Annotated in this window: 27 protein-coding genes; 17 read left to right on the top strand and 10 right to left on the bottom strand. The window is 54.7% G+C overall.

Going from position 1 to position 24300, the window contains the following annotated elements; all coding sequences use genetic code 11:
- Window positions 1–5 precede the first annotated feature (5 nt).
- From rsxG to gstA, 5 genes are all read left to right on the top strand, one after another.
- On the top strand, window positions 6–626 hold the full coding sequence (rsxG, locus tag USF70_RS05115) for an electron transport complex subunit RsxG (RefSeq protein ID WP_320735336.1): 621 nt from the start codon (window positions 6–8) through the stop codon (window positions 624–626).
- Between the two features lie 2 nt (window positions 627–628).
- Complete coding sequence (locus USF70_RS05110) at window positions 629–1315, top strand: electron transport complex subunit E (RefSeq protein WP_023617347.1); 687 nt, start codon at window positions 629–631, stop codon at window positions 1313–1315.
- A complete protein-coding gene (gene nth / locus USF70_RS05105) occupies window positions 1312–1947 on the top strand; it encodes an endonuclease III (RefSeq protein WP_008500570.1) in 636 nt (211 codons plus the stop codon). Before USF70_RS05110 ends, nth begins: the two co-directional genes overlap by 4 nt.
- Window positions 1948–2538: 591 nt before the next feature.
- Complete coding sequence (gene dtpA / locus USF70_RS05100) at window positions 2539–4047, top strand: dipeptide/tripeptide permease DtpA (RefSeq protein WP_033145330.1); 1509 nt, start codon at window positions 2539–2541, stop codon at window positions 4045–4047.
- Window positions 4048–4152: 105 nt separating this feature from the next.
- Window positions 4153–4758 carry a glutathione transferase GstA gene (gstA, locus tag USF70_RS05095; RefSeq protein ID WP_320735335.1) on the top strand — a complete coding sequence of 202 codons (606 nt, stop codon included), beginning with the start codon at window positions 4153–4155 and terminating at the stop codon, window positions 4756–4758.
- A gap of 60 nt (window positions 4759–4818) precedes the next feature.
- Here gstA and pdxY read toward each other — a convergent pair whose 3' ends face one another.
- From pdxY to anmK, 5 genes are all read right to left on the bottom strand, one after another.
- The gene (gene pdxY / locus USF70_RS05090; protein WP_039262324.1) at window positions 4819–5679 is read right to left on the bottom strand and encodes a pyridoxal kinase PdxY; all 861 of its coding nucleotides are present in this window, start codon (window positions 5677–5679) and stop codon (window positions 4819–4821) included.
- A gap of 66 nt (window positions 5680–5745) precedes the next feature.
- Entirely contained in the window at window positions 5746–7020 is a 1275-nt protein-coding gene (tyrS, locus tag USF70_RS05085) for a tyrosine--tRNA ligase (protein ID WP_033145328.1), read from the bottom strand.
- Window positions 7021–7145: 125 nt separating this feature from the next.
- Complete coding sequence (gene pdxH / locus USF70_RS05080; protein WP_024909355.1) at window positions 7146–7802, bottom strand: pyridoxamine 5'-phosphate oxidase; 657 nt, start codon at window positions 7800–7802, stop codon at window positions 7146–7148.
- A gap of 57 nt (window positions 7803–7859) precedes the next feature.
- Window positions 7860–8183 carry a C-type lysozyme inhibitor gene (gene mliC / locus USF70_RS05075; protein WP_023311369.1) on the bottom strand — a complete coding sequence of 108 codons (324 nt, stop codon included), beginning with the start codon at window positions 8181–8183 and terminating at the stop codon, window positions 7860–7862.
- A 93-nt stretch (window positions 8184–8276) separates the two neighbouring features.
- On the bottom strand, window positions 8277–9401 hold the full coding sequence (gene anmK / locus USF70_RS05070) for an anhydro-N-acetylmuramic acid kinase (RefSeq protein ID WP_087822440.1): 1125 nt from the start codon (window positions 9399–9401) through the stop codon (window positions 8277–8279).
- Window positions 9402–9656: 255 nt separating this feature from the next.
- On the opposite strand from anmK, the gene slyB reads away from it, so the two are divergent.
- The gene (gene slyB, locus USF70_RS05065) at window positions 9657–10124 is read left to right on the top strand and encodes an outer membrane lipoprotein SlyB (RefSeq protein ID WP_023311367.1); all 468 of its coding nucleotides are present in this window, start codon (window positions 9657–9659) and stop codon (window positions 10122–10124) included.
- A gap of 199 nt (window positions 10125–10323) precedes the next feature.
- Entirely contained in the window at window positions 10324–11685 is a 1362-nt protein-coding gene (locus USF70_RS05060; RefSeq protein WP_087822439.1) for a GGDEF domain-containing protein, read from the top strand.
- 36 nt (window positions 11686–11721) lie between these two features.
- On the opposite strand, the gene slyA is transcribed toward USF70_RS05060, so the two are convergent.
- Complete coding sequence (gene slyA, locus USF70_RS05055) at window positions 11722–12162, bottom strand: transcriptional regulator SlyA (protein ID WP_033145325.1); 441 nt, start codon at window positions 12160–12162, stop codon at window positions 11722–11724.
- A 186-nt stretch (window positions 12163–12348) separates the two neighbouring features.
- Between slyA and USF70_RS05050 the strand changes: the two genes are divergently transcribed.
- Genes USF70_RS05050 through USF70_RS05040 form a run of 3 tightly spaced genes read left to right on the top strand, consistent with a single transcriptional unit; the run spans window position 12349 to window position 15481 of the window.
- Window positions 12349–12585 (top strand): DUF1656 domain-containing protein, encoded by a 237-nt coding sequence (locus USF70_RS05050; protein WP_032657739.1) that lies wholly within the window; start codon window positions 12349–12351, stop codon window positions 12583–12585.
- Between the two features lie 2 nt (window positions 12586–12587).
- Window positions 12588–13448, top strand: coding sequence for an HlyD family secretion protein (locus USF70_RS05045; protein ID WP_087822437.1), 861 nt, complete (start codon window positions 12588–12590; stop codon window positions 13446–13448).
- Window positions 13448–15481, top strand: coding sequence for an FUSC family protein (locus tag USF70_RS05040; RefSeq protein ID WP_320735334.1), 2034 nt, complete (start codon window positions 13448–13450; stop codon window positions 15479–15481). The genes USF70_RS05045 and USF70_RS05040 overlap by 1 nt, the downstream gene beginning before the upstream one ends.
- On the opposite strand, the gene sodC is transcribed toward USF70_RS05040, so the two are convergent.
- The 3 genes from sodC to USF70_RS05025 all read right to left on the bottom strand — a co-directional run bounded on the left by sodC (window position 15460) and on the right by USF70_RS05025 (window position 17244).
- Window positions 15460–15978: a superoxide dismutase [Cu-Zn] SodC gene (sodC, locus tag USF70_RS05035; protein ID WP_213787981.1), complete on the bottom strand. Its 519-nt coding sequence runs from the start codon at window positions 15976–15978 to the stop codon at window positions 15460–15462. The two genes, USF70_RS05040 and sodC, sit on opposite strands and share 22 nt — an antisense overlap.
- Window positions 15979–16059: 81 nt before the next feature.
- A complete protein-coding gene (locus USF70_RS05030; RefSeq protein WP_320735333.1) occupies window positions 16060–16956 on the bottom strand; it encodes an aldo/keto reductase family oxidoreductase in 897 nt (298 codons plus the stop codon).
- Between the two features lie 48 nt (window positions 16957–17004).
- Window positions 17005–17244 (bottom strand): DUF1289 domain-containing protein, encoded by a 240-nt coding sequence (locus USF70_RS05025; protein WP_008500587.1) that lies wholly within the window; start codon window positions 17242–17244, stop codon window positions 17005–17007.
- Window positions 17245–17392: 148 nt separating this feature from the next.
- Between USF70_RS05025 and eptA the strand changes: the two genes are divergently transcribed.
- From eptA to rnt, 5 genes are all read left to right on the top strand, one after another.
- Window positions 17393–19018 carry a phosphoethanolamine transferase EptA gene (gene eptA / locus USF70_RS05020; protein ID WP_039262332.1) on the top strand — a complete coding sequence of 542 codons (1626 nt, stop codon included), beginning with the start codon at window positions 17393–17395 and terminating at the stop codon, window positions 19016–19018.
- A 41-nt stretch (window positions 19019–19059) separates the two neighbouring features.
- A complete protein-coding gene (locus USF70_RS05015) occupies window positions 19060–19659 on the top strand; it encodes a TetR/AcrR family transcriptional regulator (protein WP_047061657.1) in 600 nt (199 codons plus the stop codon).
- Window positions 19660–19712: 53 nt separating this feature from the next.
- A complete protein-coding gene (locus USF70_RS05010) occupies window positions 19713–20810 on the top strand; it encodes an alkene reductase (protein ID WP_023311356.1) in 1098 nt (365 codons plus the stop codon).
- Between the two features lie 100 nt (window positions 20811–20910).
- A complete protein-coding gene (gene gloA, locus USF70_RS05005) occupies window positions 20911–21318 on the top strand; it encodes a lactoylglutathione lyase (protein WP_063142959.1) in 408 nt (135 codons plus the stop codon).
- Window positions 21319–21413: 95 nt separating this feature from the next.
- Window positions 21414–22064, top strand: a complete 651-nt coding sequence (rnt, locus tag USF70_RS05000; protein ID WP_320735332.1) for a ribonuclease T — start codon at window positions 21414–21416, stop codon at window positions 22062–22064.
- 44 nt (window positions 22065–22108) lie between these two features.
- On the opposite strand, the gene grxD is transcribed toward rnt, so the two are convergent.
- Window positions 22109–22456, bottom strand: a complete 348-nt coding sequence (gene grxD, locus USF70_RS04995) for a monothiol glutaredoxin 4 (protein ID WP_003832760.1) — start codon at window positions 22454–22456, stop codon at window positions 22109–22111.
- Window positions 22457–22794: 338 nt separating this feature from the next.
- Between grxD and USF70_RS04990 the strand changes: the two genes are divergently transcribed.
- Window positions 22795–23568 carry a C40 family peptidase gene (locus USF70_RS04990; protein ID WP_023311354.1) on the top strand — a complete coding sequence of 258 codons (774 nt, stop codon included), beginning with the start codon at window positions 22795–22797 and terminating at the stop codon, window positions 23566–23568.
- A 122-nt stretch (window positions 23569–23690) separates the two neighbouring features.
- On the top strand, window positions 23691–24272 hold the full coding sequence (gene sodB / locus USF70_RS04985; protein WP_023311353.1) for a superoxide dismutase [Fe]: 582 nt from the start codon (window positions 23691–23693) through the stop codon (window positions 24270–24272).
- Window positions 24273–24300: the final 28 nt, after the last annotated feature.

The following is a 24300-nucleotide window of genomic DNA, read 5'->3' as shown; positions in this document are numbered from 1 at the left end:
TCGCCATGTTAAAAACGATGCAAAAGCACGGCGTCACGCTGGCTGTCTTCGCCGCGGTCCTGACCGGGCTGACGGCCCTGGTTAACTCGTTAACCAAAACGACCATCGAAGAGCAGGCTTCAAAGCAGCAAAAGGCGCTGTTCGATCAGGTGATCCCGTCAGATTTCTACGATAATGACCTGCAAAAGAGCTGCTTTGTGGTAGACGCGCCCCAGCTTGGGAAAGGCGCGCACCGCCTCTTTATCGCCCGTAAAGGGGATAAACCGGTAGGCGCGGTGATGGAAGCGACGGCGCCCGACGGCTATTCCGGCGCCATTCAGCTGCTTGTCGGCAGCGATTTCTCCGGCACTATTCTGGGTACTCGCGTGACGGAACACCATGAGACGCCGGGCCTGGGCGATAAAATTGAAACCCGTCTGAGCGACTGGATTTTGCACTTCGCCGGTAAAGTTATCCATGGCGAAGGGGATACCGCGTTTGCGGTGAAGAAAGATGGCGGCGAGTTCGATCAATTCACCGGCGCGACCATCACGCCGCGCGCCGTGGTGAACGCCGTAAAACGAGCCGGGCTGTATGCTGAAACGCTGCCCGCGCAAATCAACAATCTTCCGGCCTGTGAGGAGTAATCATGAGCCAGGTTAAAGAGGTTATTGTCCAGGGGTTGTGGAAGAACAACTCCGCGCTGGTCCAGCTTCTGGGGATGTGTCCCCTGCTGGCGGTAACGTCCACCGCCACCAACGCGCTCGGTCTGGGTCTGGCAACCACGCTGGTGCTGACGCTGACCAACCTCTCCATCTCCGCCCTGCGCCGCTGGACGCCGTCGGAAATTCGTATTCCGATTTACGTCATGATCATTGCGTCGGTGGTCAGTATCGTCCAGATGCTGATTAACGCCTACGCGTTTGGCCTGTACCAGTCGCTCGGGATCTTTATTCCCCTTATCGTGACCAACTGTATCGTCGTTGGCCGTGCGGAAGCGTTCGCGGTGAAAAACAGCCCCGCCATGTCGGCGCTGGATGGTTTTTCCATTGGAATGGGCGCCACCTGCGCCATGTTCGTGCTGGGCTCGCTGCGCGAGATCCTCGGTAACGGTACGCTGTTTGACGGCGCAGATGCGCTGCTGGGCGGCTGGGCCAAAGCGCTGCGCGTTGAAGTGTTCCACACCGATACGCCATTCCTGCTGGCAATGCTGCCCCCTGGCGCGTTTATTGGCCTTGGCATGATGCTGGCGATAAAATACCTGATTGATGAGAAACGTAAGCGCCGCGCGGCTGAGCGCAGCGTTCTGGAAGGGACACCCGAGAAAGCTTCATGAATAAAGAAAAGCGCATTGCGATCCTGACCCGTCTGCGGGACGAGAACCCGCACCCGACGACGGAGCTGAATTTTACCTCCCCGTTTGAGCTGCTGATCGCGGTGTTGCTCTCTGCGCAGGCGACCGATGTGAGCGTCAATAAAGCCACTGCCCTGCTCTATCCGGTCGCCAATACGCCGAAAGCCATGCTGGAGCTGGGCGTGGAAGGCGTGAAGTCCTATATCAAAACCATCGGCCTGTTTAACAGCAAAGCCGAGAACGTCATTAAGACCTGCCGGATCCTGCTGGAACAGCACGGAGGCGAAGTACCGGAAGATCGCGCCGCGCTGGAAGCCTTACCGGGCGTGGGGCGTAAGACAGCGAACGTGGTGCTCAACACCGCGTTTGGCTGGCCGACTATCGCCGTGGATACGCATATTTTCCGGGTCTCTAACCGCACTAACTTCGCGCCGGGGAAAAATGTTGAGCAGGTCGAAGAGAAGCTGTTAAAGGTGGTTCCGGCCGAATTTAAGGTTGACTGCCATCACTGGCTGATTCTGCACGGCCGCTATACCTGTATTGCCCGTAAGCCTCGCTGCGGCTCCTGCATTATTGAAGATCTCTGCGAATACAAAGAAAAAGTGTATCCCTGATCGTCACAAACCCTTACCAAAAGAAGGGCTACCAGACACCCTTCTTTTGGCCGTTATTTGTCCGTCTTTCATTCCCCCTGACCTGTCACTTGTTCGGTTGTTTAACGCTCAAACAGGTTAATACTTTTTTCATAGCCAAAAATTTCTATACATCTGTGATCGCGATCACCCTGATAACTTCATGTTGAATTTTTGTTGTCAAAATCCGCCTAAACCCTTTGTCTGACAAGATACTCTCCTTCCACCACCGAAGATAAGACCAGCTATTTTTCAGAATATGGCCCATATCACTGCATTAAGCGGCAAATAGCAGAACATATCGCCAAAAGCCGGTCGCGGTGGGTTAATGCCAGTCGAAAAAACTACCTTTACTCATCGTATGAAATTTAACGCTGAATAACATTTATATGAACCGACGATTATACCACTTCAGATATATGTAACAGATTATTACAAACGTATTGCCAAATGGGGCAGGATAGTGAACATTACCCGCCGTTTCTCCTCCCAATATAACTATAAGGCGTATGGACTATGGCCATCGCGCTATGAACACCCCCGTTAATATGGGATGTAAAAAAAGAGGTATATGTGTCTACTGCAAACAATAAACCAACAGATGAAAGCGTGAGTCTTAACGCTTTTAAACAGCCTAAAGCGTTCTATCTCATCTTCTCTATCGAGTTATGGGAGCGTTTTGGTTATTACGGCCTGCAAGGGATCATGGCGGTTTACCTGGTAAAACAGCTGGGTATGTCCGAAGCCGATTCCATCACGCTGTTCTCTTCCTTTAGTGCTCTGGTGTACGGTCTGGTCGCTATTGGCGGCTGGCTGGGTGATAAAGTCCTCGGGACTAAACGCGTCATCATGCTGGGCGCCATTGTCCTGGCGATTGGCTATGGTCTGGTTGCATGGTCAGGGCATGATGCCGCTGTCGTGTATATGGGTATGGCGACGATTGCCGTCGGTAACGGTCTGTTCAAAGCGAACCCGTCCTCCCTGCTTTCTACCTGCTACAACAAAGACGATCCGCGCCTGGACGGTGCATTTACCATGTACTACATGTCCATCAACATCGGTTCGTTCTTCTCGATGCTGGCAACCCCATGGCTCGCGGCGAAGTTCGGCTGGAGCGTGGCGTTTGCGCTGAGCTTCGTGGGCATGCTGATCACCGTGGTGAACTTCCTGTTCTGCCGCAGCTGGGTTAAAGACTACGGTTCAAAACCTGACTTCGAGCCTGTGCATATGGGCAAACTGCTGGCCACCATCGTGGGCGTTGTTGTCCTCGCGGCAATTGCCACCTGGCTGCTGCACAACCAGGGTATCGCCCGTGCCGTTCTGGGCGTGGTTGCGCTGGGTATCGTGGTTATCTTTGCGAAAGAAGCGTTCGCCATGCAGGGTGCTGCCCGTCGCAAGATGATTGTGGCGTTCATTCTGATGCTGGAAGCGATTATCTTCTTCGTGCTGTACAGCCAGATGCCAACCTCACTGAACTTCTTCGCCATTCGTAACGTTGAGCACTCAATTCTGGGCATCGCGTTCGAGCCGGAACAGTATCAGGCGCTGAACCCGTTCTGGATCATGATTGGTAGCCCGATTCTGGCCGCTATCTATAACAAGATGGGCGACCGTCTGCCAATGCCGCACAAGTTTGCTATCGGTATGGTGCTGTGCTCCGGCGCGTTCCTGGTGCTGCCGCTGGGTACCAAATTTGCCACCGACGCGGGTATCGTGTCCGTTAACTGGCTGATCCTGAGCTACGCGCTGCAGTCTATCGGTGAACTGATGATCTCCGGTCTGGGTCTGGCGATGGTTGCACAGCTGGTGCCACAGCGTCTGATGGGCTTCATTATGGGTAGCTGGTTCCTGACCACTGCCGGTGCGGCAATCATTGCGGGTAAAATTGCGAACCTGATGGCTGTGCCTGAAAACGTCACTGACCCACTGGTCTCCCTGAACGTCTACGGTACCGTGTTCATGCAGATTGGTATCGCGACTGCGGTTATTGCAGTTCTGATGCTGCTGACCGCGCCGAAACTGAATCGTATGACTCAGGACGACGACAAGACGGCTGAAGCGACCAAAACCGCTACCGCGTAAGATTATTGAGAAACGACAGAACAGAAGCCGCTAGTGTATTAGCGGCTTTTTTTTTGTCCGTTGGCGCACTAACATAGCTGAAACCTCAGCAAAAAGGAGTTACCGATGAAACTGTTCTACAAACCGGGCGCGTGCTCTCTTGCTTCCCATATCACCCTGCGCGAGAGCGGCAAAGATTTCACGCTGGACGGCGTTGATCTGATGATAAAGCGTCTGGAAAATGGCGATGATTTTCTTGCCATTAACCCCAAGGGACAAGTTCCGGCGCTCTTGCTGGATGACGGTACTCTGCTGACCGAAGGCGTCGCGATTATGCAGTTCCTGGCCGATAGCGTACCCGATCGCCAGCTGCTGGCTCCGGTCAGTACCATTTCTCGCTATAAGACGCTGGAATGGCTCAACTACATTGCGACCGAACTGCACAAAGGATTTACGCCGTTGTTCCGCCCGGATACGCCAGAGGAGTTCAAACCGACCCTGCGTGCGCTTCTTGAGAAAAAGCTGCAGTACGTTAACGAATCGCTGAAAGACGAACAGTGGATTTGTGGTTCGCGCTTCACGATTGCCGATGCGTATCTGTTTACCGTGCTGCGCTGGGCGCGCGCGGTTAAGCTGAACCTGGAAGGGTTAGACCATATCGCATTGTATATGAAACGCGTGGCAGAGCGTCCTGCAGTGGCTGCGGCGCTGAAAGCGGAAGGGTTGAATTAACCGAGCGGCCTGTGTTGCCGGGTGGCGCTAACGCTTACCCGGCCTACACGTTTTGGCCGGTTATAACCGGGTTGCGCTGAAATAGTGCTCCGGCTTCGCGATACGATCCTGTGCCGCAACCACCTGCAGTTCATATTCCTGCATCTCTTTCGTCGCAATCATGATTTCGTACACCGCCGCGGTAACGTGTTCCAGCGCGTCACGTATGGTCGCCCCCTGCAGTAATTTCACCAGCAGCAGACCACTCGTAACATCTCCGACCCCAACCGGCTGGCGCAGGCCGAAATCCACCAGCGGACGGCTAATATGCCAGGCGTCATCTTTCGTCACCAGAAGCATCTCAAAACGGTCCTGACTCAGCCCTGCGCGGGCGAGATGTTTTACCAGCACCACCTCAGGCCCCTGAGCGATCAGTTCGCGAGACGCGCTTACCGCCTCTTCTACGCTGTTAACCGGACGCTCGCAGAGAATTTCGAGCTCGACCAGGTTTGGCGCAATGATATCGCTGGCGGGCAGCGCGTGGCGGACGTGAAACTCTGCGACGCCTGGCGCCACGATACAGCCTTTCTCCGGATGGCCCATGACGGGGTCGCAGAAGTATTTTGCCGCCGGGTTTGCGGCTTTCACCTGACGTACGATGCCGAGGATATGCTCCCCCTGCTCCGCTGAGCCGAGGTAGCCGCTCAGCACGGCGTCACAGCGTCTGAGCTGGTCGATATCGGCAATCCCCTGCACAACCTCGGTGAGGTGCGAAGGTGGCATTACGCAGCCGGTCCATTTGCCGTATTGCGTGTGGTTAGAGAACTGCACGGTATTAAGGGGCCAGACGTTGACGCCGAGGCGACGCATCGGGAATTCCGCGGCGCTATTGCCAGCGTGTCCAAAAACAACGTGGGACTGAATGGCGAGGATGTTCTTCATTTTTTTCTTACCAAACCCTGAAAAAACAAAAGGGGCGTGGTTTCCCACGCCCCTGGAGACTGTTAATTATTTCCAGCAGACAAGGCAGTAGTTTTTCTTACCGCGACGCAGCAGCGTGTAGCGACCATACAGACGGTCACCGTCAACGAAGGTGTATTCCGGGTCAGCCTGTTTCTCGCCGTTGATGGTGATAGCGTTAGAGGCGATAGTTTTACGCGCCTGACCGCGCGAAGGCTGGAGCTCAGAGTCCACCAGCGCCTGCATCAGGTCAGCCCCTTTTTCCATCTCAACCATTGGCACGCCGTCCTGCGCCAGCTGTTCGAAGTCCGCTTCGCTCAGATCGCTCAGGGTACCGTTGAACAGGCTTGCGGTAATACGTTTTGCCGCGGCCAGACCTTCTTCACCGTGAACCAGTTTGGTCACTTCGTCCGCCAGCACATACTGGGCGCGCGGTGCTTTACCGCTGTTTTTGTCTTCTTCTTCCAGCGCGTTGATGTCTTCGATGTCCATAAAGGTGAAGAACTTCAGGAAGCGGTAAACATCGGCATCCGCCGTGTTGATCCAGAACTGGTAGAATTTGTACGGGCTGGTTTTCTTCGGATCGAGCCATACCGCGCCGCCTTCGGTTTTCCCAAATTTGGTGCCGTCTGCCTTGGTGATCAGCGGAACGGTCAGACCGAAGACCTGGTTCTGGTGCAGACGACGGGTCAGGTCGATACCGGAGGTGATGTTACCCCACTGATCGGAACCGCCAATCTGCAGGGAAACGCCGTGCAGCTTGTTCAGGCAGGCAAAGTCATAACCCTGCAGCAGGTTGTAGGAGAACTCGGTAAAGGAGATACCCTGGTCGTCACGGTTCAGACGCTGCTTCACGGCCTCTTTGTTAATCATCTGGTTAACAGAGAAGTGCTTGCCGATGTCGCGCAGGAAGGTCAGCACGTTCATGCTGCCAAACCAGTCGTAGTTGTTCGCGGCAATGGCAGAGTTTTCACCACAGTTGAAGTCGAGGAATGGTGCAACCTGTTTGCGGATCTTATCCACCCACTCCTGCACGGTATCTTCGGTATTCAGTTTACGCTCAGCGGCTTTAAAGCTTGGGTCACCAATCAGGCCGGTCGCGCCGCCCACCAGCGCAACAGGCTTATGGCCCGCCATCTGGAAGCGTTTCAGGCATAACAATGGAACAAGATGCCCCAAATGCAAGCTGTCAGCGGTGGGATCGAAGCCGCAATAGAGCGCGATCGGGCCTTGCGCCAGTCGCTCTGCTAACGCTTCCTCGTCCGTCACCTGGGCCACGAGGCCCCGCTCTTGCAATTGTTTAATCAAGTTACTGCTTGCCATCAAATTCTCCATGTATAAACGACTGCACCTTTGCCGGTACACGACTTTTCGCCTGATGCGAAAGGACAATAGAATAAAGCGCAAGCGCGGTGTGCGCTAGCGCTTAAATCAACAAATTTCGGGGATTACGGTGCCAGTCTGTCGATTTTCCAGCCGCCATTCTCGCGCTGGTATAAAAAGCGGTCGTGCAGGCGATGTTCGCCCCCCTGCCAGAACTCCATCTGCTCAATCGGGATGCGGAAACCGCCCCAGAAGCTTGGCAGAGGAATTTCACCCTGCTGGAACTTCTGTTTCAGCTCCAGGAATTTACTTTCCAGCACGCCGCGGGCGGAAATTCGGCTGGACTGTTTTGATACCCAGGCGCCAATCTGGCTGTCGCGCGGGCGGCTGTGGAAATACTTCACCACTTCCAGCGTCGAGAGACGTTCCGCCTTGCCGGTGACCATTACCTGACGTTCCAGCATGTGCCAGGGAAACAGCAGGCTGATACGCGGATTGTTTTCTAAATGGTGCGCCTTACGGCTACCGAGGTTGGTATAGAACACCAGCCCTTTCTCGTCATAATGCTTGAGCAATACGATGCGCTGATAAGGTTGGCCGTTTTCATCCACCGTCGCGACAACCATGGCGGTTGGGTCGGCGAGTTTCGCTTCGCAGGCCTGTTTCAGCCAGCGTTCAAAAAGCACGAGGGGCTCAGCGGGAAGATCCTGGCGACGCAGGCCGCCTTTAGTGTATTCACGGCGCAGATGCGCAATTTGCTGCAGTTCGTCGTTATCTGACATGGCGTTAGCTGACATTGAGAGTGGGTGGCGCTATTGTGCGCCGCCCCTGTAAAAATCTCAACGCTTCGGATTTTCGAGCTGGCAATTGTTCAGCACAATGCGGTCGCGTTTGTAGACCGTGGCGCTGTCGCCTTTCGACCAGAAGACGTAGATACCGTCGGAATAACGTGCGCCGGAAGCTGACATCCCCTGCTTCAGCGTCAGCAATTTATTGTCATAAACAAAACTGGCTTCCTGACGTGGGTTATTCAGCTTGACGGTCAGCGGTTTTTCATCGCAGCGATACTCCAGCGTATCGGTCTGCATGCGCTCAAGAAGCTGGTTATAGACGCTGCATCCTGACAGCAATAAAGGCGCGGCAATAAGAAGAAGTTTTTTCATGGGCGTATTCCGAAGACTTTCCTGGTCCTGGAGGGCATGGCTGCCCTCCTGTTTCGTTCCATTCTAACGATGACGCGCCGCGCTGAATTTCAGTTAACTCTGATTATGACGAGGATTTGCCGGGAAAATCGCCCCGAGGACGCTCGCCTCACGCGCGCCGGTCACCGACGGCAAGTTGCCCGGCAGTCCGGCAATGGTGCGCCAGGCAAGCCAGGCGAAGGCCAGCGCCTCCATATCATCCCCGCTGATGCCTGCCTCGTCGGTCGTGGTCACTTCGGTACCCGACAGTAGCCCCGCAAGACGCGCCATCACCAGCGGGTTTCGGCTTCCTCCGCCGCACACCAGCAGGCGTTCACATCCGCCGCTGAGCAGAACCTGTTCGGAGATCGACACGGCCGTCAGCTCGGCAAGCGTCGCCTGGACATCCTGCGGTGCGAGCGCCGGGAATGGCGCCAGCTGACGCTCAAGCCAGCCCAGATTGAAGTATTCACGCCCCGTACTCTTGGGGGCCGGCAGGGCAAAATAAGGATCGCTTAGCATCGACTGCAGCAGCGGAATAATCACTTTCCCCCCGCTCGCCCACTCGGCGTTTTTATCATACGGTTGTCCGCACTGCCGCCAGATCCAGGCATCCATTAACATATTGCCCGGGCCGGTATCGTAGCCGCGGACGGGCTGTCCCGGGATGAGCATTGACAGGTTGGCAATCCCACCAATATTGAGCACCATGCGACGTTCTGTAGGGTGCGCCAGTAACGCCTGATGGAACGCGGGTACCAGCGGCGCTCCCTGCCCGCCAAGGGCGATATCGCGACGACGGAAATCGCCTACCACAGTCACGCCCGTTTTCGCCACAATCTGGTTGTTATCGCCGATTTGCAGGGTATGCGGGGCATCTCCGCCGGGCTCATGCCAGACCGTTTGTCCGTGACAGCCGATGGCCACCACATCCTGCGGGCGAAGATGTTCTTTTTGCATCAAAGCCTGCACTGCATCCGCAAATAGCGCCCCCAGGCGAACATCAAGCTGTCCAAGCTGGGAGAGGGTCAGCTGCTGCCCCTGACAGATACTCAGAATATCCTCTTTCAGTGAAATGGGGATTGGCCAGGTCAGGCTCGCCTGCTGCGCCACCATGTTTTCGTCAATGGCGGCCAGAACGACATCTACCCCATCCAGACTGGTGCCTGACATCACACCAATGTAGCGACCCGATTTCATGCGCTTTCCTTACGTTGCGTGGGCTAAGGATATCCACTCAACCATAAACGGCGCAGCTTTGCCATCCGGCGATAATATTTTTTAACAATGTCAGACGGGTAACACGGGCGGATCCTGTTTATGTCTCGTTAAGTCAAATTCAAGTACAATTTTCTTATTGTTAGTGCAAAGATATGAACTATGGCCCCTTATGCCATATAATTTAGCCATAACGGATGCCCCCAATCGGGCGTTTTTGGTGAACAGGAGATTCAAATGATTTTACGTGTACTGGGCGTTTCGCTGATTGGTTTAACTCTGGCTGGCTGTGTGAATGACAGTTCACTTTCTGGCGACGTTTACAGCGCTTCTGAAGCGAAACAGGTTCAGAACGTGACTTACGGTACCGTTGTTAACGCACGCCCTGTACAGATCCAGGGTGGTGATGAAAGCAACGTGATGGGCGCAATCGGCGGTGCCGTGCTGGGTGGTTTCCTCGGTAATACCGTCGGCGGCGGTACAGGTCGCTCGCTGGCAACGGCCGCAGGCGCCGTTGCGGGTGGCGTAGCCGGCCAGGGCGTTCAGGGTGCGATGAACAAAACCCAGGGCGTAGAGTTGGAAATTCGTAAAGACGACGGCAGCACGATCATGGTTGTTCAGAAACAAGGCAGCACTCGCTTCTCTGCAGGCCAGCGCGTTGTTCTGGCAAGCAACGGAAGTCAGGTGACCGTTTCTCCACGTTAATTAAAAATGGATGTGGTCATCAGGCCACATCCATTTACATTATTTATCACTCCCACAAATATATTTACAAAATACATTCACCCCACCCATTATTAACCACGTCATATATTGTTTCTGCGCAAAGTATTTAGCGTGCTAATTGATTATACTCTTCGCAATACCCTCACCTTAATTCATTATAAAGTCATTAAAACCATATATGTTTGCGAATCGCCGTTCTGTAAAGGGCCGTTATATCTCGTTCTGTCTAGGTTGTATTGCTGTTATCGGCATCTTACACGCCCTGTTTTCAAAAATTGCCGAATGGGTTCCTACCTTTTCGTCTCACTTGTTCCCTACGCTCACCATTTTTTTACTGGTGTTTGACCTGTTTATTGCCTGCTTTATGGCAATGAAATACTGGTGTGACCGAAAACGGTTGTATCTGGTATCGCTTGCTTTTGCCTTTGCCGGGTCGGCATCGCTGATGGTCGGAACGCTGTGCAGCTTTCCCGCCTGGCTGGACCTCTATCAGTTCAACGCGGTGAACTACAACGATGCGATGATCTTCTATATGTTCCGCCATCTCTTAATGGCGGTGCTAATAATCGTTTCGGCAATACTTTATACCACGCGCAATTGTCCCCTTTCGCGGCTGGCGCATATTGCTATTGTGAGCGGCGAGTTTCTCTTTACCGCTTTTACTGTAGGGTTGGCCTGGATGTATTCCAGTCATTCTTCCATTTTATCCATTGATCTTGTTGATAATGAAACCCGTGAGTTTATGGTTCTCTGGAGCCACTTTATTAATATTGCATTGATTGCACTCTGGGTGGTCACATTAGCCACGCTGATGTTTATTACGCGCATACGCAACTTATTCTGGGTGGGCGGTAATTTTCTGTGCGTCTGCTATATCGTCACGCTCTCAATGCTGTTAGTGGGTGGACATGTTGAAGATGTCTCCTGGTATCGCGCTCGCTTATTTGAAACCGTCGCCACGCTGATGATCATTTTTGTTCTTCTCTACGATGTTTTCAGGCTGTATCGCGACTCGCACGTTAAGTATCAGCAGTCTTACCAGAACTCCATTCGCGACCCGCTGACGCGCCTGTATAACCGCAGTTATTTTTATGAAACATTAAAGCAGGCGCTGGATATCGCCAAACCCAGCCGTCCGGTTTCCGTCATCGTCAGCGATCTCGATCGCTTCAAGCGTATCAACGACACCTACGGGCATCTTCAGGGCGACAAGGTCCTGCAGTTTGTCGCTAATCTGCTGATGGATTCCGTGCGCCCCCAGGACATCGCGGCCCGTATCGGTGGTGAGGAGTTTGTTCTGATGCTGGCCAACACCTCATCAGACGCGGCGTATCAGGTGGCGGAACGCATACGGTTAAATCTGAGCAGCTTCGATAACGCCAGCAGCGGCGGTCAACTACCGGAGCCAATCACCATCAGCATGGGGGTATTTACGGCAACGTCACCCGCAATAGCCGCAGAAACGTGCGTGGAAAATGCCGACAAAGCGATGTATGAAGCGAAGGAGACGGGCCGTAACCGCGTTGTCGTCTTTAAGTAAAAAAAAGGCCTTGCTGCTGCAAGGCCTTGTTGTTTGTCAGTCGCGCGACTGTAGCTCATGGATGTTTTGCTCAAGGCGCCCAATGAGGCTGATGAGCATTTCCAGCTCCGCCGGTGAAACGCCTGACAGGATTTCACCGCGCGTCTTAGTGATCACGGCTTCCATTTCCGTGATGATAGGCGCCGCTTTCTCGGTGAGTTTAATCCGCTTGGCGCGACGATCGCTGGCGCAGGTTTGCCGCGAGATCAACCCCTTCTCTTCCAGCTGGTCAAGCGTGCGCACCAGCGACGGTTGCTCAATCCCTATCGCTTTTGCCAGTTGAATTTGCGACTGTTCGGGCGGCAGCTGATGAATGTTGTGCAGCGTGACCCAATGCGTCTGTGTGAGTTCCAGAGGTTTCAGGCGATGGTCAATCAGAGCACGCCAGACGCGTACCAACCTTGCCAGATCAGAACCTAATGGCGATTCCAATTTCATCTCCTTATAATTAGCTTGCTAAGTTATTATACTGATTTTAGAATAGTGTGCAGCATTTGTATTGCCAAAACAAATGCAATACTGCATTCATCGAACTTAAAAGTATGACTTACACTGAATTGTGATGCTTCATCATACTAAGACAAGCCAACGCGGCATTCTGTTCACTGCAAAGGATTTCTGCCCGTGACGTTTTTTCATCGCTCAGAGGGTTTACCCCTTCAGGACCTGATCTTCGGTGCGTCAGTCTACTTTCCTCCTCTGTTTAAGGCCGTTCTGGTGGGCTTTATCCTCTGGCTCATCGCGCATCGCCTGCTTCGCGACTGGATGTACTCCGGCGAAATCTGGCATCCCATGCTGATGGATCTTTCCCTGTTTGCCCTTTCCGTATGCCTGGGCCTTGCCGTTTTGACTGTGTGGTGAATATGTCCCTGAAAACGCTAAAGTACTTTTCCACCCTGTTGGTCCTTGCCCTCGCGCTGGTTGCGGGCTGGTGGATGTGGAATTTTTATATGCAGTCGCCCTGGACGCGTGACGGCAAAGTCCGCGCTGAGCAGGTCAGCATTACCCCTCAGGTGTCGGGAAGTATTACGACGCTGTTGGTTAAGGATAACCAGTTCGTCAAAAAGGGAGACATTTTATTCCGCATCGACGACACCCCGTACCACATTGCGATCCTGAACGCCCAGGCGCAGCTGGCTAAAGCCCAGTCGGATCTGGCAAAGGCCAACAACGAGGCCAACCGCCGCCGCCACCTGTCGCAAAACTACATCTCAGCGGAAGATTTAGACACTGCCAATATCAACGTTAAGGCGATGCAGGCTAACGTCAACGTGGCGGAGGCGACGCTGAAGCAGGCGCAGTGGCAACTGACCCAAACCGTGATTACGGCACCTGTTGATGGATGGGTGACCAACCTCTCGGCCCGCGTGGGGAATTATGCCACCACGGGACAACCGATATTCGCCCTCGTCGACAGCCACTCCTTCTACGTCGTGGGCTATTTCGAAGAGACCAAGCTTCGGCATATTCGCGAGGGTTCGCCAGCCGCAATAACGCTTTACAGCGGCTCTCAAAAGTTACAGGGTCACGTGTCCAGCATTGGCCGCGCCATTTACGATCAAAGTGTTGAAACGGATTCAGGCCTGGTGCCGGACATAAAGCCGAACGTTCCCTGGGTGCGTCTGGCCCAGCGCGTTCCGGTTCGCGTGGAGTTTGACCGCTTACCGGAGGACATTACCCTGGTGTCCGGCACAACCTGCACTGTCTCCATCGGAAACCGGTGATGAAGCTGCAGGGTCTCTCCTGGCAAAACACGCCGTGGATGAAAGCAACGCGTCCCCAGTGGCGCTACGCGCTGCGTAACGGCATTGCCATGTGTCTTGCGCTGACTGTGGCTTATTACCTGAACCTGGATGAGCCCTACTGGGCGATGACGTCTGCGGCGGTGGTCAGTTTTCCGACGGTCGGCGGGGTGATCAGTAAAAGTCTTGGCCGCATCGCGGGCAGCCTGCTGGGCGCCACCGCGGCGTTAATTATCGCGGGCCATACGCTGAACGATCCGTGGCTGTTCATGCTGAGCATGGCGGCATGGCTGGGGTGCTGTACCTGGGCCTGCGCCCATTTTACCAATAACGTCGCCTACGCGTTTCAGCTGGCGGGCTATACCGCCGCCATCATCGCCTTTCCGGTGGTTAACGTGCTCGACACCACCGAGCTGTGGGATATTGCGCAGGCGCGCGTCTGTGAAGTGATTGTCGGGATCCTCAGCGGCGGCTTCATGATGATGATCCTCCCCAGCACATCCGACGGCACCGCGCTCATCACCGCGCTGAAAACCATGCATACCCGGTTACTGGAACACGCCAGCCTGCTGTGGCAACCGGATACCAGCGACGATATCCGCCTCGCGCATGAAAAGGTGATCGGACAGATCCTGACGATGAATCTGCTGCGCATTCAGGCGTTCTGGAGCCACTACCGCTTTCGCCGCCAGAACACCCTGCTTAACTATCTGCTGCACCAGCAGCTGCGCATGACCAGCGCCATCTCCAGCCTGCGCCGGATGCTGCTCAACTGGCCGACGCCGCCTGAAAATACCCGAGCCGTGATTGAAACGCTTCTCGCGGCCCTTGCGCGCCCGGATGCGGACATTTACACCGTAGCGCGGATTATCGCCCCGCTTGCTCCGGTTGATGAGTACGACTACCGCCATCGCGCCTTCTGGCAGCGCCTGAATTACTTTTGTCGGCTGTACCTGCGCAGCAGCCGCTGGATTACGGCCGTCGAAAACGCGACACCATTGACGGAGTTCAACGTCCCCGGCAGCCCGGCACTTGCGCGCCATACCGACTATCTTGAAGCGCTGTGGGGCGGTTTTCGCACCTTCTGTGCGCTGATGCTGGTGGGGGCGTGGAGTATTACCACGCAGTGGGAGTCCGGTACGGCGGCCCTGACGCTTGCCGCCATCAGCTGCGTGCTTTATTCCGTCGCGGCCTCGCCGTTCAACTCGCTTACGCTGCTGCTGCGCACGCTGGTGCTGCTGTCGCTGTTCAGCTTCGTGGTGAAGTTTGGCCTGATGGTGCAGATAAGCGATCTGTGGCAGTTCCTGCTGTTCCTGTTTCCCCTGTTGACCACCATGCAGCTTCTGAAGCTGCAAATGCCTAAGCTGGCGGGCCTCTGGGGACAGCTGATTGTCTTTATGGGCTCGTTTATCTCCGTGACGAATCCACCTGTTTATGATTACGCCGATTTTCTCAATGACAACCTGGCGAAGATCCTGGGCGTGGGGCTGGCGTGGCTGGCTTTCGCGGTGTTACGTCCCGGCTCCGATGCACGCAAGAGCCGCAGGCATATCCGGGAGCTACGCAGAGGGTTTGTCGACCAGCTCAGCCGTAAACCGCATCTGAGCGAAAACGAGTATGAATCGCTGGTCTATCATCACGTCAGCCAGCTGAATAACAGCCAGGACGCGCTGTCCCGGCGCTGGCTGCTGCGCTGGGGCGTGGTGCTGTTAAACTGCTCGCACGTGGTCTGGCAGCTGCGCGCGTGGGAAACGCGTTCCGATCCGCTGTCGCAGGTTCGTGATGTTTGCATCTCCCTGCTGCGCGATGTAATGAGCGAGCGCGGTGTCGAGCAGCGGCCGCTGGAAGCCACGCTGAATGAACTGCAGCGGATCTGCGATACGCTTGCACAGCATCATCTGCCCGCAGCCCGTGATTTGGCCTCGATAATCTGGCGCCTGCACTGCTCGCTGTCGCAGCTGGAACAGGCACCGCCACCGGGAACGATTGGAGATCAGATCACGCCGCACGCATAGCGTGCTCCGCCACCGCCAAGCGGTTTAGGCCGATCGGACATATTGTCGCCGCCGACATGGATCATCAGCGCCTTGCCTTTCACCTCATCCAGCTTTTTCAGTCGCGGCGCGACAACAGGATCGGTGGCTTTACCGTCGTTATTCACCACCAGCACAGGCAGATCGCCTAAATGCCCCATTCCATCCGGGCCTTCATGCTTGCCGGAATGCTGCGGATCGAGGTGCCCTCCTGCCGCTTCCGCCGCAGACGGTTTACCTTCTTTTAAAGCGGGCTGACAGCTGCCTTTGGCATGAACATGGAAACCATGTTCACCGGGAGGGAGGGCTTTGAGGTTGGGGGCGAACTCCAGCCCTTTATCGGTTTCAGTGATTTTCACCGTTCCGATGGACTGACCCACACCATGTGGGGTGACGAGATTCATTTCCACTTCGTCACTGGCTGCCTGCGCCCCTGCGCAAACAACCAGCGTGACCAGTGCCAGAGCAAAACGCTTCATAGTGACCTCCGCGGGTTATTTTTTGCCCCTTAAGTGTATACCAGGGGCAAAGATTTCACCGGAAAGCCACCTTCAGGCGGTTTATGGTACGTCGTAACCCAGCGCGGCCTTACGGATGCGGAACCACTGCTGACGGGTCATCTGCAGCTCTTCAGCGGCCAGTGCAGAACGCACGCGTTCTATTTTGCCGGAGCCGATAATGGGCAGCGGTTTTGACGGCAGGCGCAGGATCCATGCGTAAACCACCTGTTCGATGCTCTCCGCGTTCAGTTCGCGGGCGATGGTTTCAAGCTCGTTGCGCAGCGGCTGGAATTCCTCATCATTAAACAGACGTCCGCCCCCCAGGCAGGACCACGCCATCGGGCGAATGCGCAGCTGCTGCAGCTGATCGAGCGTACCATCCAGCAGCAGCGGCTGGTGTACCGGGGAGATCTCAACCTGGTTGGTGGCGAGGGTGAACGGCAGACGAGACTGAAGCAGCGCAAACTGTGCCGGGGTAAAGTTAGAGACGCCGAAGTGACGCACTTTTCCACTCTGATGCAGGTTCAGGAAGGCTTCCGCCACCTCATCGGCATCCATCAGCGGGTCGGGGCGATGGATTAACAGCAGATCGATACGATCGGTCGCCAGATTGATCAGCGACTGCTCGGCGCTCTTGATGATATGCGCGCTGTCGGTAATGTAATGACCGAGGGCATGTTCAGGTTTTGCCGTGGTGGCAATCCCACACTTCGTGACGATCTCCATGCGGTCGCGCAGGGCCGGAACAAGCTTAAGCGCCTCGCCGAACGAGGCCTCGCACTGGTAGCCACCGTAAATATCCGCATGATCGACCGTGGTGATGCCTAAATCGAGGTGCTCTTCAATAAAGCTCGCCAGCTGGAGGGGGGACATATTCCAGTCCATCAGACGCCAGTAGCCCATCACAAAACGGGAGAATTCTGGCCCCTGGGGGGCAAGGGTAATTCGCTGAACCATAACATTTTCCTCAAGGACGTAATGTCATGAGTATACGCAATTACCGTGTTAAAAAAGTGAAGGTTGCTGGGGTTCTTCGGTCTCACCCGCTTTGTTTGCGCGTATTTTGCGCAGAAGACGCTGTCGGCAGAGGCGTAACACCTCCTGCTTTTGCGTGTCGCTAAAGTTTTGCCAGTTAAAACGCTCATCGCGGGTACGCATGCACCCGCGGCAATATCCGCGTTCATCGACCTGACAAATACCCCGGCACGGGCTCTGGATGGGGAAAAACTCCAGCTGCTCTGCCACACTCACCTCCCGATAGCTACTCTCACCTACAGTGAAGACGTTAATCGCGCCGCGTGCAAGGCCGTATCACAGATTTGTGGCATTAAGGTTTCACTAATCTTCCCTCTCTATACTCGGCCCATCATGACAATAACGGGTTTACCGATCGATGTGGTTAATCAGAAAGTTACAATGTAACGACATTAAATTTACTCTGGGCTGTGCACTCTTTTTTACTCTGCTGAACGGGCTGTTTATCCAGCGCAGCTGGGCCATTATCGGCCCAGTGCATCTGCACGACTTCCTCTTTGCCGCCTCCGTCCCGCTGGTGCTGTTTTGCGGCTGGGTGATTGTCTTTAGCCTGCTTAACATCCCGTATCTCCGCAAGCCGCTGCTGATTGTATTGACGATCGGATGCGCCGCGGCGACCTATTTCATGTATACCTACGGCGCGGTGATCGACCAGAACATGATTGTGAACGTGTTCGAAACCAACTCTCAGGAAGCGACCGCCCTGGTGACCCCGCAGATGATTCTGTGGATTGTCATAGCCGGCCTCGTGCCTTCCGTGGTGCTGGCGTTGACCCGGATTCGTACCGGAAAATGGTGGTACGCGCTGCTGACACGCGTTGCCGCGATGCTCGGCGCTCTGCTGGTGATTATCCTGATTGCCGCGCTGTTTTATAAAGATTACGCGTCGCTGTTCCGCAATAACAAAAGCATCGTCAAAATGGTCACCCCAGCGAACTATGTTAGCGCCGTGGTGAAGTACAGCAAAATGCGCTGGTTTGCCGGCGATCAAACGCTGGTGCGCATTGGTGAAGATGCCCACAAAGGGTCACTGATTACCGGCCAACAAAAGAAAACCGTTCTGGTGCTTGTCGTCGGCGAAGCCTCTCGCGCGGCAAACTACTCCCTGAACGGTTACGAACGCGAAACCAACCCGGAGCTGAAAAAGCAGGACGTGATTAACTTCCCGCAGGCCTCCTCATGTGGTACCGAAACCGCGGTTTCCGTTCCGTGCATGTTCTCCGGCATGACGCGCAGCAAATACGATGCCGACCTGGCTCACCATCGCGAGGGGCTACTCGACGTGCTTAAGCATGCGGGTATCAACCTGCTGTGGCGCGACAACGACGGCGGCTGTAAAGGTGCCTGCGATCGCGTGCCCCATACCGACATGACGCAGTGGCAGCTGGATCAGTTCTGCAAAGACAAATCCTGTATTGACGATGTGAACTTTTATCGTCTGGACAACGTGCTGGATGGCGTGAAGCAAGATACGGTGCTGGTTATCCACCTGATGGGGAGCCACGGTCCGGCATACTATCGCCGTTACCCGGACAACTTCCGTAAATTCACCCCAACCTGCGATACCAATGAAATTCAGGATTGCGACCATCAGGCGCTGATCAATACCTATGACAACACTATCCTCTATACCGACAGCATGGTCAGTAAAACCATTGATGCGCTGAAAGCGCGCCAGTCGAGCATGAACACCGCGCTGATTTATCTCTCAGATCACGGTGAATCGCTGGGCGAAAGCGGTATTTATCTGCACGGCACGCCGTACATGCTGGCACCGGAGCAGCAAACGCATATTCCGTTTATGTTCTGGCTGTCACCGGATTACGCGAAAAACTTTGGCGTCAACGAACAGTGTTTGCGCGACAATGCAGCAAAAAATGCGGTTTCCCAGGACAATTTATTCTCAACCGTATTGGGTATGATGGACGTGAAATCAACCGTTTATCAACCGCAGCTGGATATACTGAGCGCATGTCGCCAGTAAACTCGCTTGCATTAGACCGAACGGTCTATTAGAGTGCGGCCATGAGCAGAAATACTGAACACGATACCCGCGAACATTTACTGGCAACCGGCGAGCAGCTTTGCATGCATCGCGGGTTTACCGGTATGGGGTTGAGCGAGCTTTTAAAAACCGCTGAGGTACCGAAGGGGTCGTTTTATCACTACTTCCGGTCCAAAGAGGCTTTTGGCGTAGCGATGCTGGAGCGTCATTATGCTGGCTACCACCAGCGCCTGGCGACCCACTTTGCGTCGGGTGAAGGTAACTACCGGGATCGTGTTCTGAACTACTATCAGGAAACGCTGAACCAGTTCTGTCAGCAGGGCATTATCAGCGGTTGCCTGACCGTTAAGCTGTCTGCAGAAGTGTGCGATCTTTCTGAAGATATGCGCACGGCGATGGATAAAGGTGCCCGCGGCGTTATCGCCCTCCTGGCCCAGGCGCTGGAGAAAGGCCGCGATGAAAAAACGCTGGCCTTTTCCGGCGAGCCGTTAACCCAGGCGCAGGTGTTATATGCGCTCTGGCTAGGCGCTAACCTGCAGGCAAAAATCTCGCGCAGTGCCGTGCCGCTGGAAAGCGCGCTGGCACATGTGAAAAACAGCATTACTGCGCCTGGCATTTAACAGGCGTTTTTATTTACCCAACTACTAGTCGACTGGTCTACTCAGGAGTCTTTATGTCCGCTGAAAAATTATTTACCCCACTGAAAGTAGGTGCCGTCACTGCGCCAAACCGCGTGTTTATGGCTCCACTTACCCGCCTGCGCAGCATTGAACCGGGCGACATCCCAACCCCACTGATGGGTGAATACTATCGTCAGCGCGCAAGCTCTGGCCTGATCATCACCGAAGCCACGCAGATTTCCGCTCAGGCTAAAGGGTATGCGGGTGCGCCGGGTCTTCACAGCCCGGAACAGATCGCCGCATGGCAGAAAATCACCGCGGGCGTTCACGCTGAAGAGGGTCGCATTGCGGTCCAGCTGTGGCATACCGGTCGTATCTCCCACAGCAGCATTCAGCCTGGCGGCCAGGCTCCGGTCTCCGCTTCGGCCCTGAGCGCAAATACCCGTACTTCCCTGCGTGATGAAAACGGCAATGCGATCCGCGTGGATACCTCTATGCCGCGCGCGCTTGAGCTGGACGAGATCCCAGGTATCGTGAACGACTTCCGCCAGGCCGTGGCTAACGCCCGTGAAGCCGGTTTTGACCTGATTGAACTGCACTCCGCCCATGGCTACCTGCTGCACCAGTTCCTGTCACCGTCGTCCAACCACCGCACCGACCAGTACGGCGGCAGCGTCGAAAACCGCGCTCGCCTGGTGCTGGAAGTGGTTGACGCCGTATGCCAGGAGTGGAGCCCGGATCGTATCGGGATCCGCGTCTCCCCAATCGGTTCTTTCCAGAACGTCGACAACGGTCCGAACGAAGAAGCCGATGCCCTGTACCTGATCGAAGAACTGGCTAAGCGCGGCATCGCCTATCTGCACATGTCCGAACCGGACTGGGCAGGCGGTAAGCCTTACACGGACGCTTTCCGTCAGAAAGTGCGCGAGCGTTTCCACGGGGTGATCATCGGTGCGGGGGCTTATACCCCGGAGAAAGCCGAAGACCTGATCGGCAAAGGGCTGATCGATGCCGTCGCGTTTGGCCGCGACTACATCGCCAACCCGGATCTGGTTGCCCGTCTGCAGAAAAAAGCGGCCCTGAATCCGCAGCGCCCGGAAAGCTTCTACGGCGGCGGCGCGGAAGGCTACACCGACTACCCTTCTCTGTAATCTCGCCATTGTTCATTGATAGCGGCGATACTTCGCCGCTATACTAAAACATCGTTTCTGTTCAAAAAGACAGTCTATTCCATTGGTTAATGAGGAAATTATGCGCCTACTTCACACCATGCTGCGCGTTGGCGACCTGCAACGTTCCATTGATTTCTACACTAACGTCCTGGGCATGAAGCTGCTGCGCACCAGCGAAAACCCGGAATACAAATACTCGCTGGCGTTCGTGGGTTACGGCCCGGAAACGGATGAAGCGGTGATCGAGCTGACCTACAACTGGGGCGTAGACAGCTATGAGCTGGGCACCGCCTACGGCCACATCGCGCTGGAAGTGGACAACGCGGCCGAAGCGTGTGAACGCATTCGCAGCAGCGGCGGTAACGTTACGCGCGAAGCGGGTCCGGTAAAAGGTGGCACCACCGTGATTGCGTTCGTGGAAGATCCCGACGGTTACAAAATCGAACTGATTGAAGCCAAAGACGCGGGTCGCGGTCTGGGCAACTGATCCCTCAGGGCGCAACATGCGCCCGTAGTTTTACTGCATCACCCTGCAAAATTTGCCATAATGCGCTCTGCTTTTTCCCCTTGTAAGAGACCCTGATGTCCGATAACGCTCAATTTAGCGGTCTGTGCGACCGTTTTCGTGGTTTTTATCCCGTTGTCATTGATGTAGAAACAGCCGGATTTAACGCTAAAACCGATGCGCTGCTCGAAATTGCCGCCATCACGCTGAAGATGGATGAACAGGGCTGGCTTACACCGGACACCACGCTGCATTTCCACGTTGAACCTTTCGAAGGGGCAAACTTACAGCCGGAAGCGCTGGCGTTTAACGGTATCGACCCGCACAACCCGCTGCGTGGCGCAGTCAGTGAATATGATGCGGTGCACGCCATTTTTAAAATGGTGCGTAAAGGCATGAAAGAGAGTAACTGCAGCCGCGCCATCATGGTGGCCCATAACGCCACCTTCGATCACAGCTTTACCATGGCCGCCGCGGAGCGCGCCGCGCTCAAACGCAACCCCTTCCATCCTTTTGTGACCTTCGACACCGCCGCGCTGAGCGGCCTGGCTCTGGGACAAACGGTGTTATCTAAAGCCTGCATCACGGCGGGTATACCTTTTGACGGCACGCAGGCGCATTCCGCTTTATACGACACGGAGCGCACCGCAGAGCTGTTCTGTGAGATCGTCAACCGCTGGAAGCGTCTGGGCGGCTGGCCGCTGCCGATGGGCGACAGCGAAGAATAAAAAAAAGCGACCTTATCAGGTCGCTTTTTTATTTGCGCAGAAAATTACTCTGCGTCCGGCTCTTCGGTTTTGTACTTCGCCGCCGTCTCTTTGATCAGCTGCTGCAGTTCGCCGCGCTGATACATTTCAATCAGGATATCGCAGCCGCCAACCAGCTCACCGTCAACCCACAGCTGTGGGAAAGTCGGCCAGTTAGCGTACTTAGGCAGCTCAGCGCGGATGTCCGGGTTCTGTAGGATATCAACGTAAGCAAAACGCTCACCACAGGCTGACAGCGCCTGAACCGCTTGTGCGGAAAAGCCGCAGCTTGGCAGCTTCGGAGAGCCTTTCATATACAGCAGAATCGGGTTTTCAGCGATCTGGCGCTGGATTTTTTCAATAGTGGTGCTCATGTCTTGCTTCCTTTAACTTCTGTTACGGCATTCGTCTGACATTGTAGCGGTTCAGACTGGCATCGGAAAATAACATTTTTGTCACGTTTATACATTCTACCCCGAGTCACGAAAAGTTGCATTGCAAATGGTGTTTACCCCTGCGACGGTCAGGGTTTTGCTTAGGGAGTGGGCAAATGTGCGACAGAACGATGAATTTTTTTGCACTTGCTAACGAAACACGATTGTAGATTGAAAAATGCTATTAACTTTCTGGGTTTTTATAGATTAGAATCGACGGGCTTTGTAAATCACACGCGGGTATTATTGATGACCTGCATTTATCAGGGGACTGCCCAGTGGCGCGGATAAATAAAATCTCGATCACGCTCTGTGCTTTACTGTTTACTTCACTCACTTTCACGCCAGTGGCAAATGCCTCTCAGCAGGCGCGGCATTCTGCTGTACAAAAAAACCATCTGGTGAAAGCCACAGAACGTAAGAAAAAAACCACCGCTAAGAACGACAAGAAAAAAACACCGGCTCAGACGAAACAGACCGCTTCCAGCAAGACGAAAACAAAACCTTCCCGCACTGCCCACTCCGCTAAAAGTAAAGCTTCGCAAACCGCCGCTAACCTCGTTACTGAAAAATGCATCACGCGTAAAGGCCACAAGGCGAAATGCACGAAGGTCACGAAAATAGCGGAAGTGCATAAAGTGCGTGTACAGAAAGCGCAAAAAACCGCGATGAACAAACTGATGGGGCAGATTGGCAAACCTTATCACTGGGGTGGCAGTTCGCCGCGTACCGGGTTTGACTGCAGCGGCCTCGTCTATTACGCCTATAAAGATCTTGTCAAATTCCGCATTCCTCGCACCGCCAATGAGATGTACCACCTGCGCGATGCTTCACCGGTTGACCGCGGTGAGCTGGAAAACGGCGATCTGGTGTTCTTCCGCACTCAGGGTCGCGGCACGGCTGACCACGTTGGCGTGTACGTCGGCAACGGGAAGTTCATCCAGTCTCCACGTAGCGGCCAGGATATTCAGATCACCTCTCTCAGTGAAGACTACTGGGTACGCCACTACGTCGGCGCGCGTCGCGTGATGACGCCAAAAACCATTCGCTAACCCCTGCCCTGCCGCATCCGTGGCAGGGTAAGTTCCTCTTTTGCATACCCTTTCAATTTGCTATCCTGTCCATGTTGTCTGTGTGGTTATTGGCAACACAAAATACAATAAGGAGAGAAGCAATGTCGTTCGAATTACCTGCACTACCGTATGCAAAAGACGCCCTGGCGCCGCACATTTCTGCGGAAACCCTGGAATATCATTACGGCAAGCATCACCAGACGTACGTCACCAACCTGAACAATCTGATCAAGGGCACCGATTTTGAAGGCAAAACGCTGGAAGAGATCGTCCGCAGCTCAGAGGGTGGCGTCTTTAACAACGCGGCTCAGGTGTGGAACCACACCTTCTACTGGCACTGCCTGGCGCCGAATGCCGGCGGTGAACCTGCCGGTGAACTGGCTACCGCTATCAACGCCGCATTTGGCAGCTTCGCGGATTTCAAAGCGAAATTTACCGATGCAGCCATCAAGAACTTCGGTTCTGGCTGGACGTGGCTGGTTAAAGAGGCGGATGGCAAACTGGCTATCGTGTCCACCTCTAACGCGGGCACCCCGCTGACCACCAGCGCTAAGCCGCTGATGACCGTGGACGTGTGGGAACATGCTTACTACATTGACTACCGCAACGCGCGCCCGAACTACCTGGAGCACTTCTGGGCACTGGTTAACTGGGACTTTGTCGCGAAGAACTTCGCCGCGTAAGAGACACGCAGAAGGGTTCGCCCTTCTG

It is taken from the genome of Enterobacter sp. 237C8 (genome assembly GCF_034106865.1).
In the GTDB taxonomy this organism is placed as follows: domain Bacteria; phylum Pseudomonadota; class Gammaproteobacteria; order Enterobacterales; family Enterobacteriaceae; genus Enterobacter; species Enterobacter asburiae_B.
This window is presented reverse-complemented; position numbering and strand designations above follow the sequence as displayed.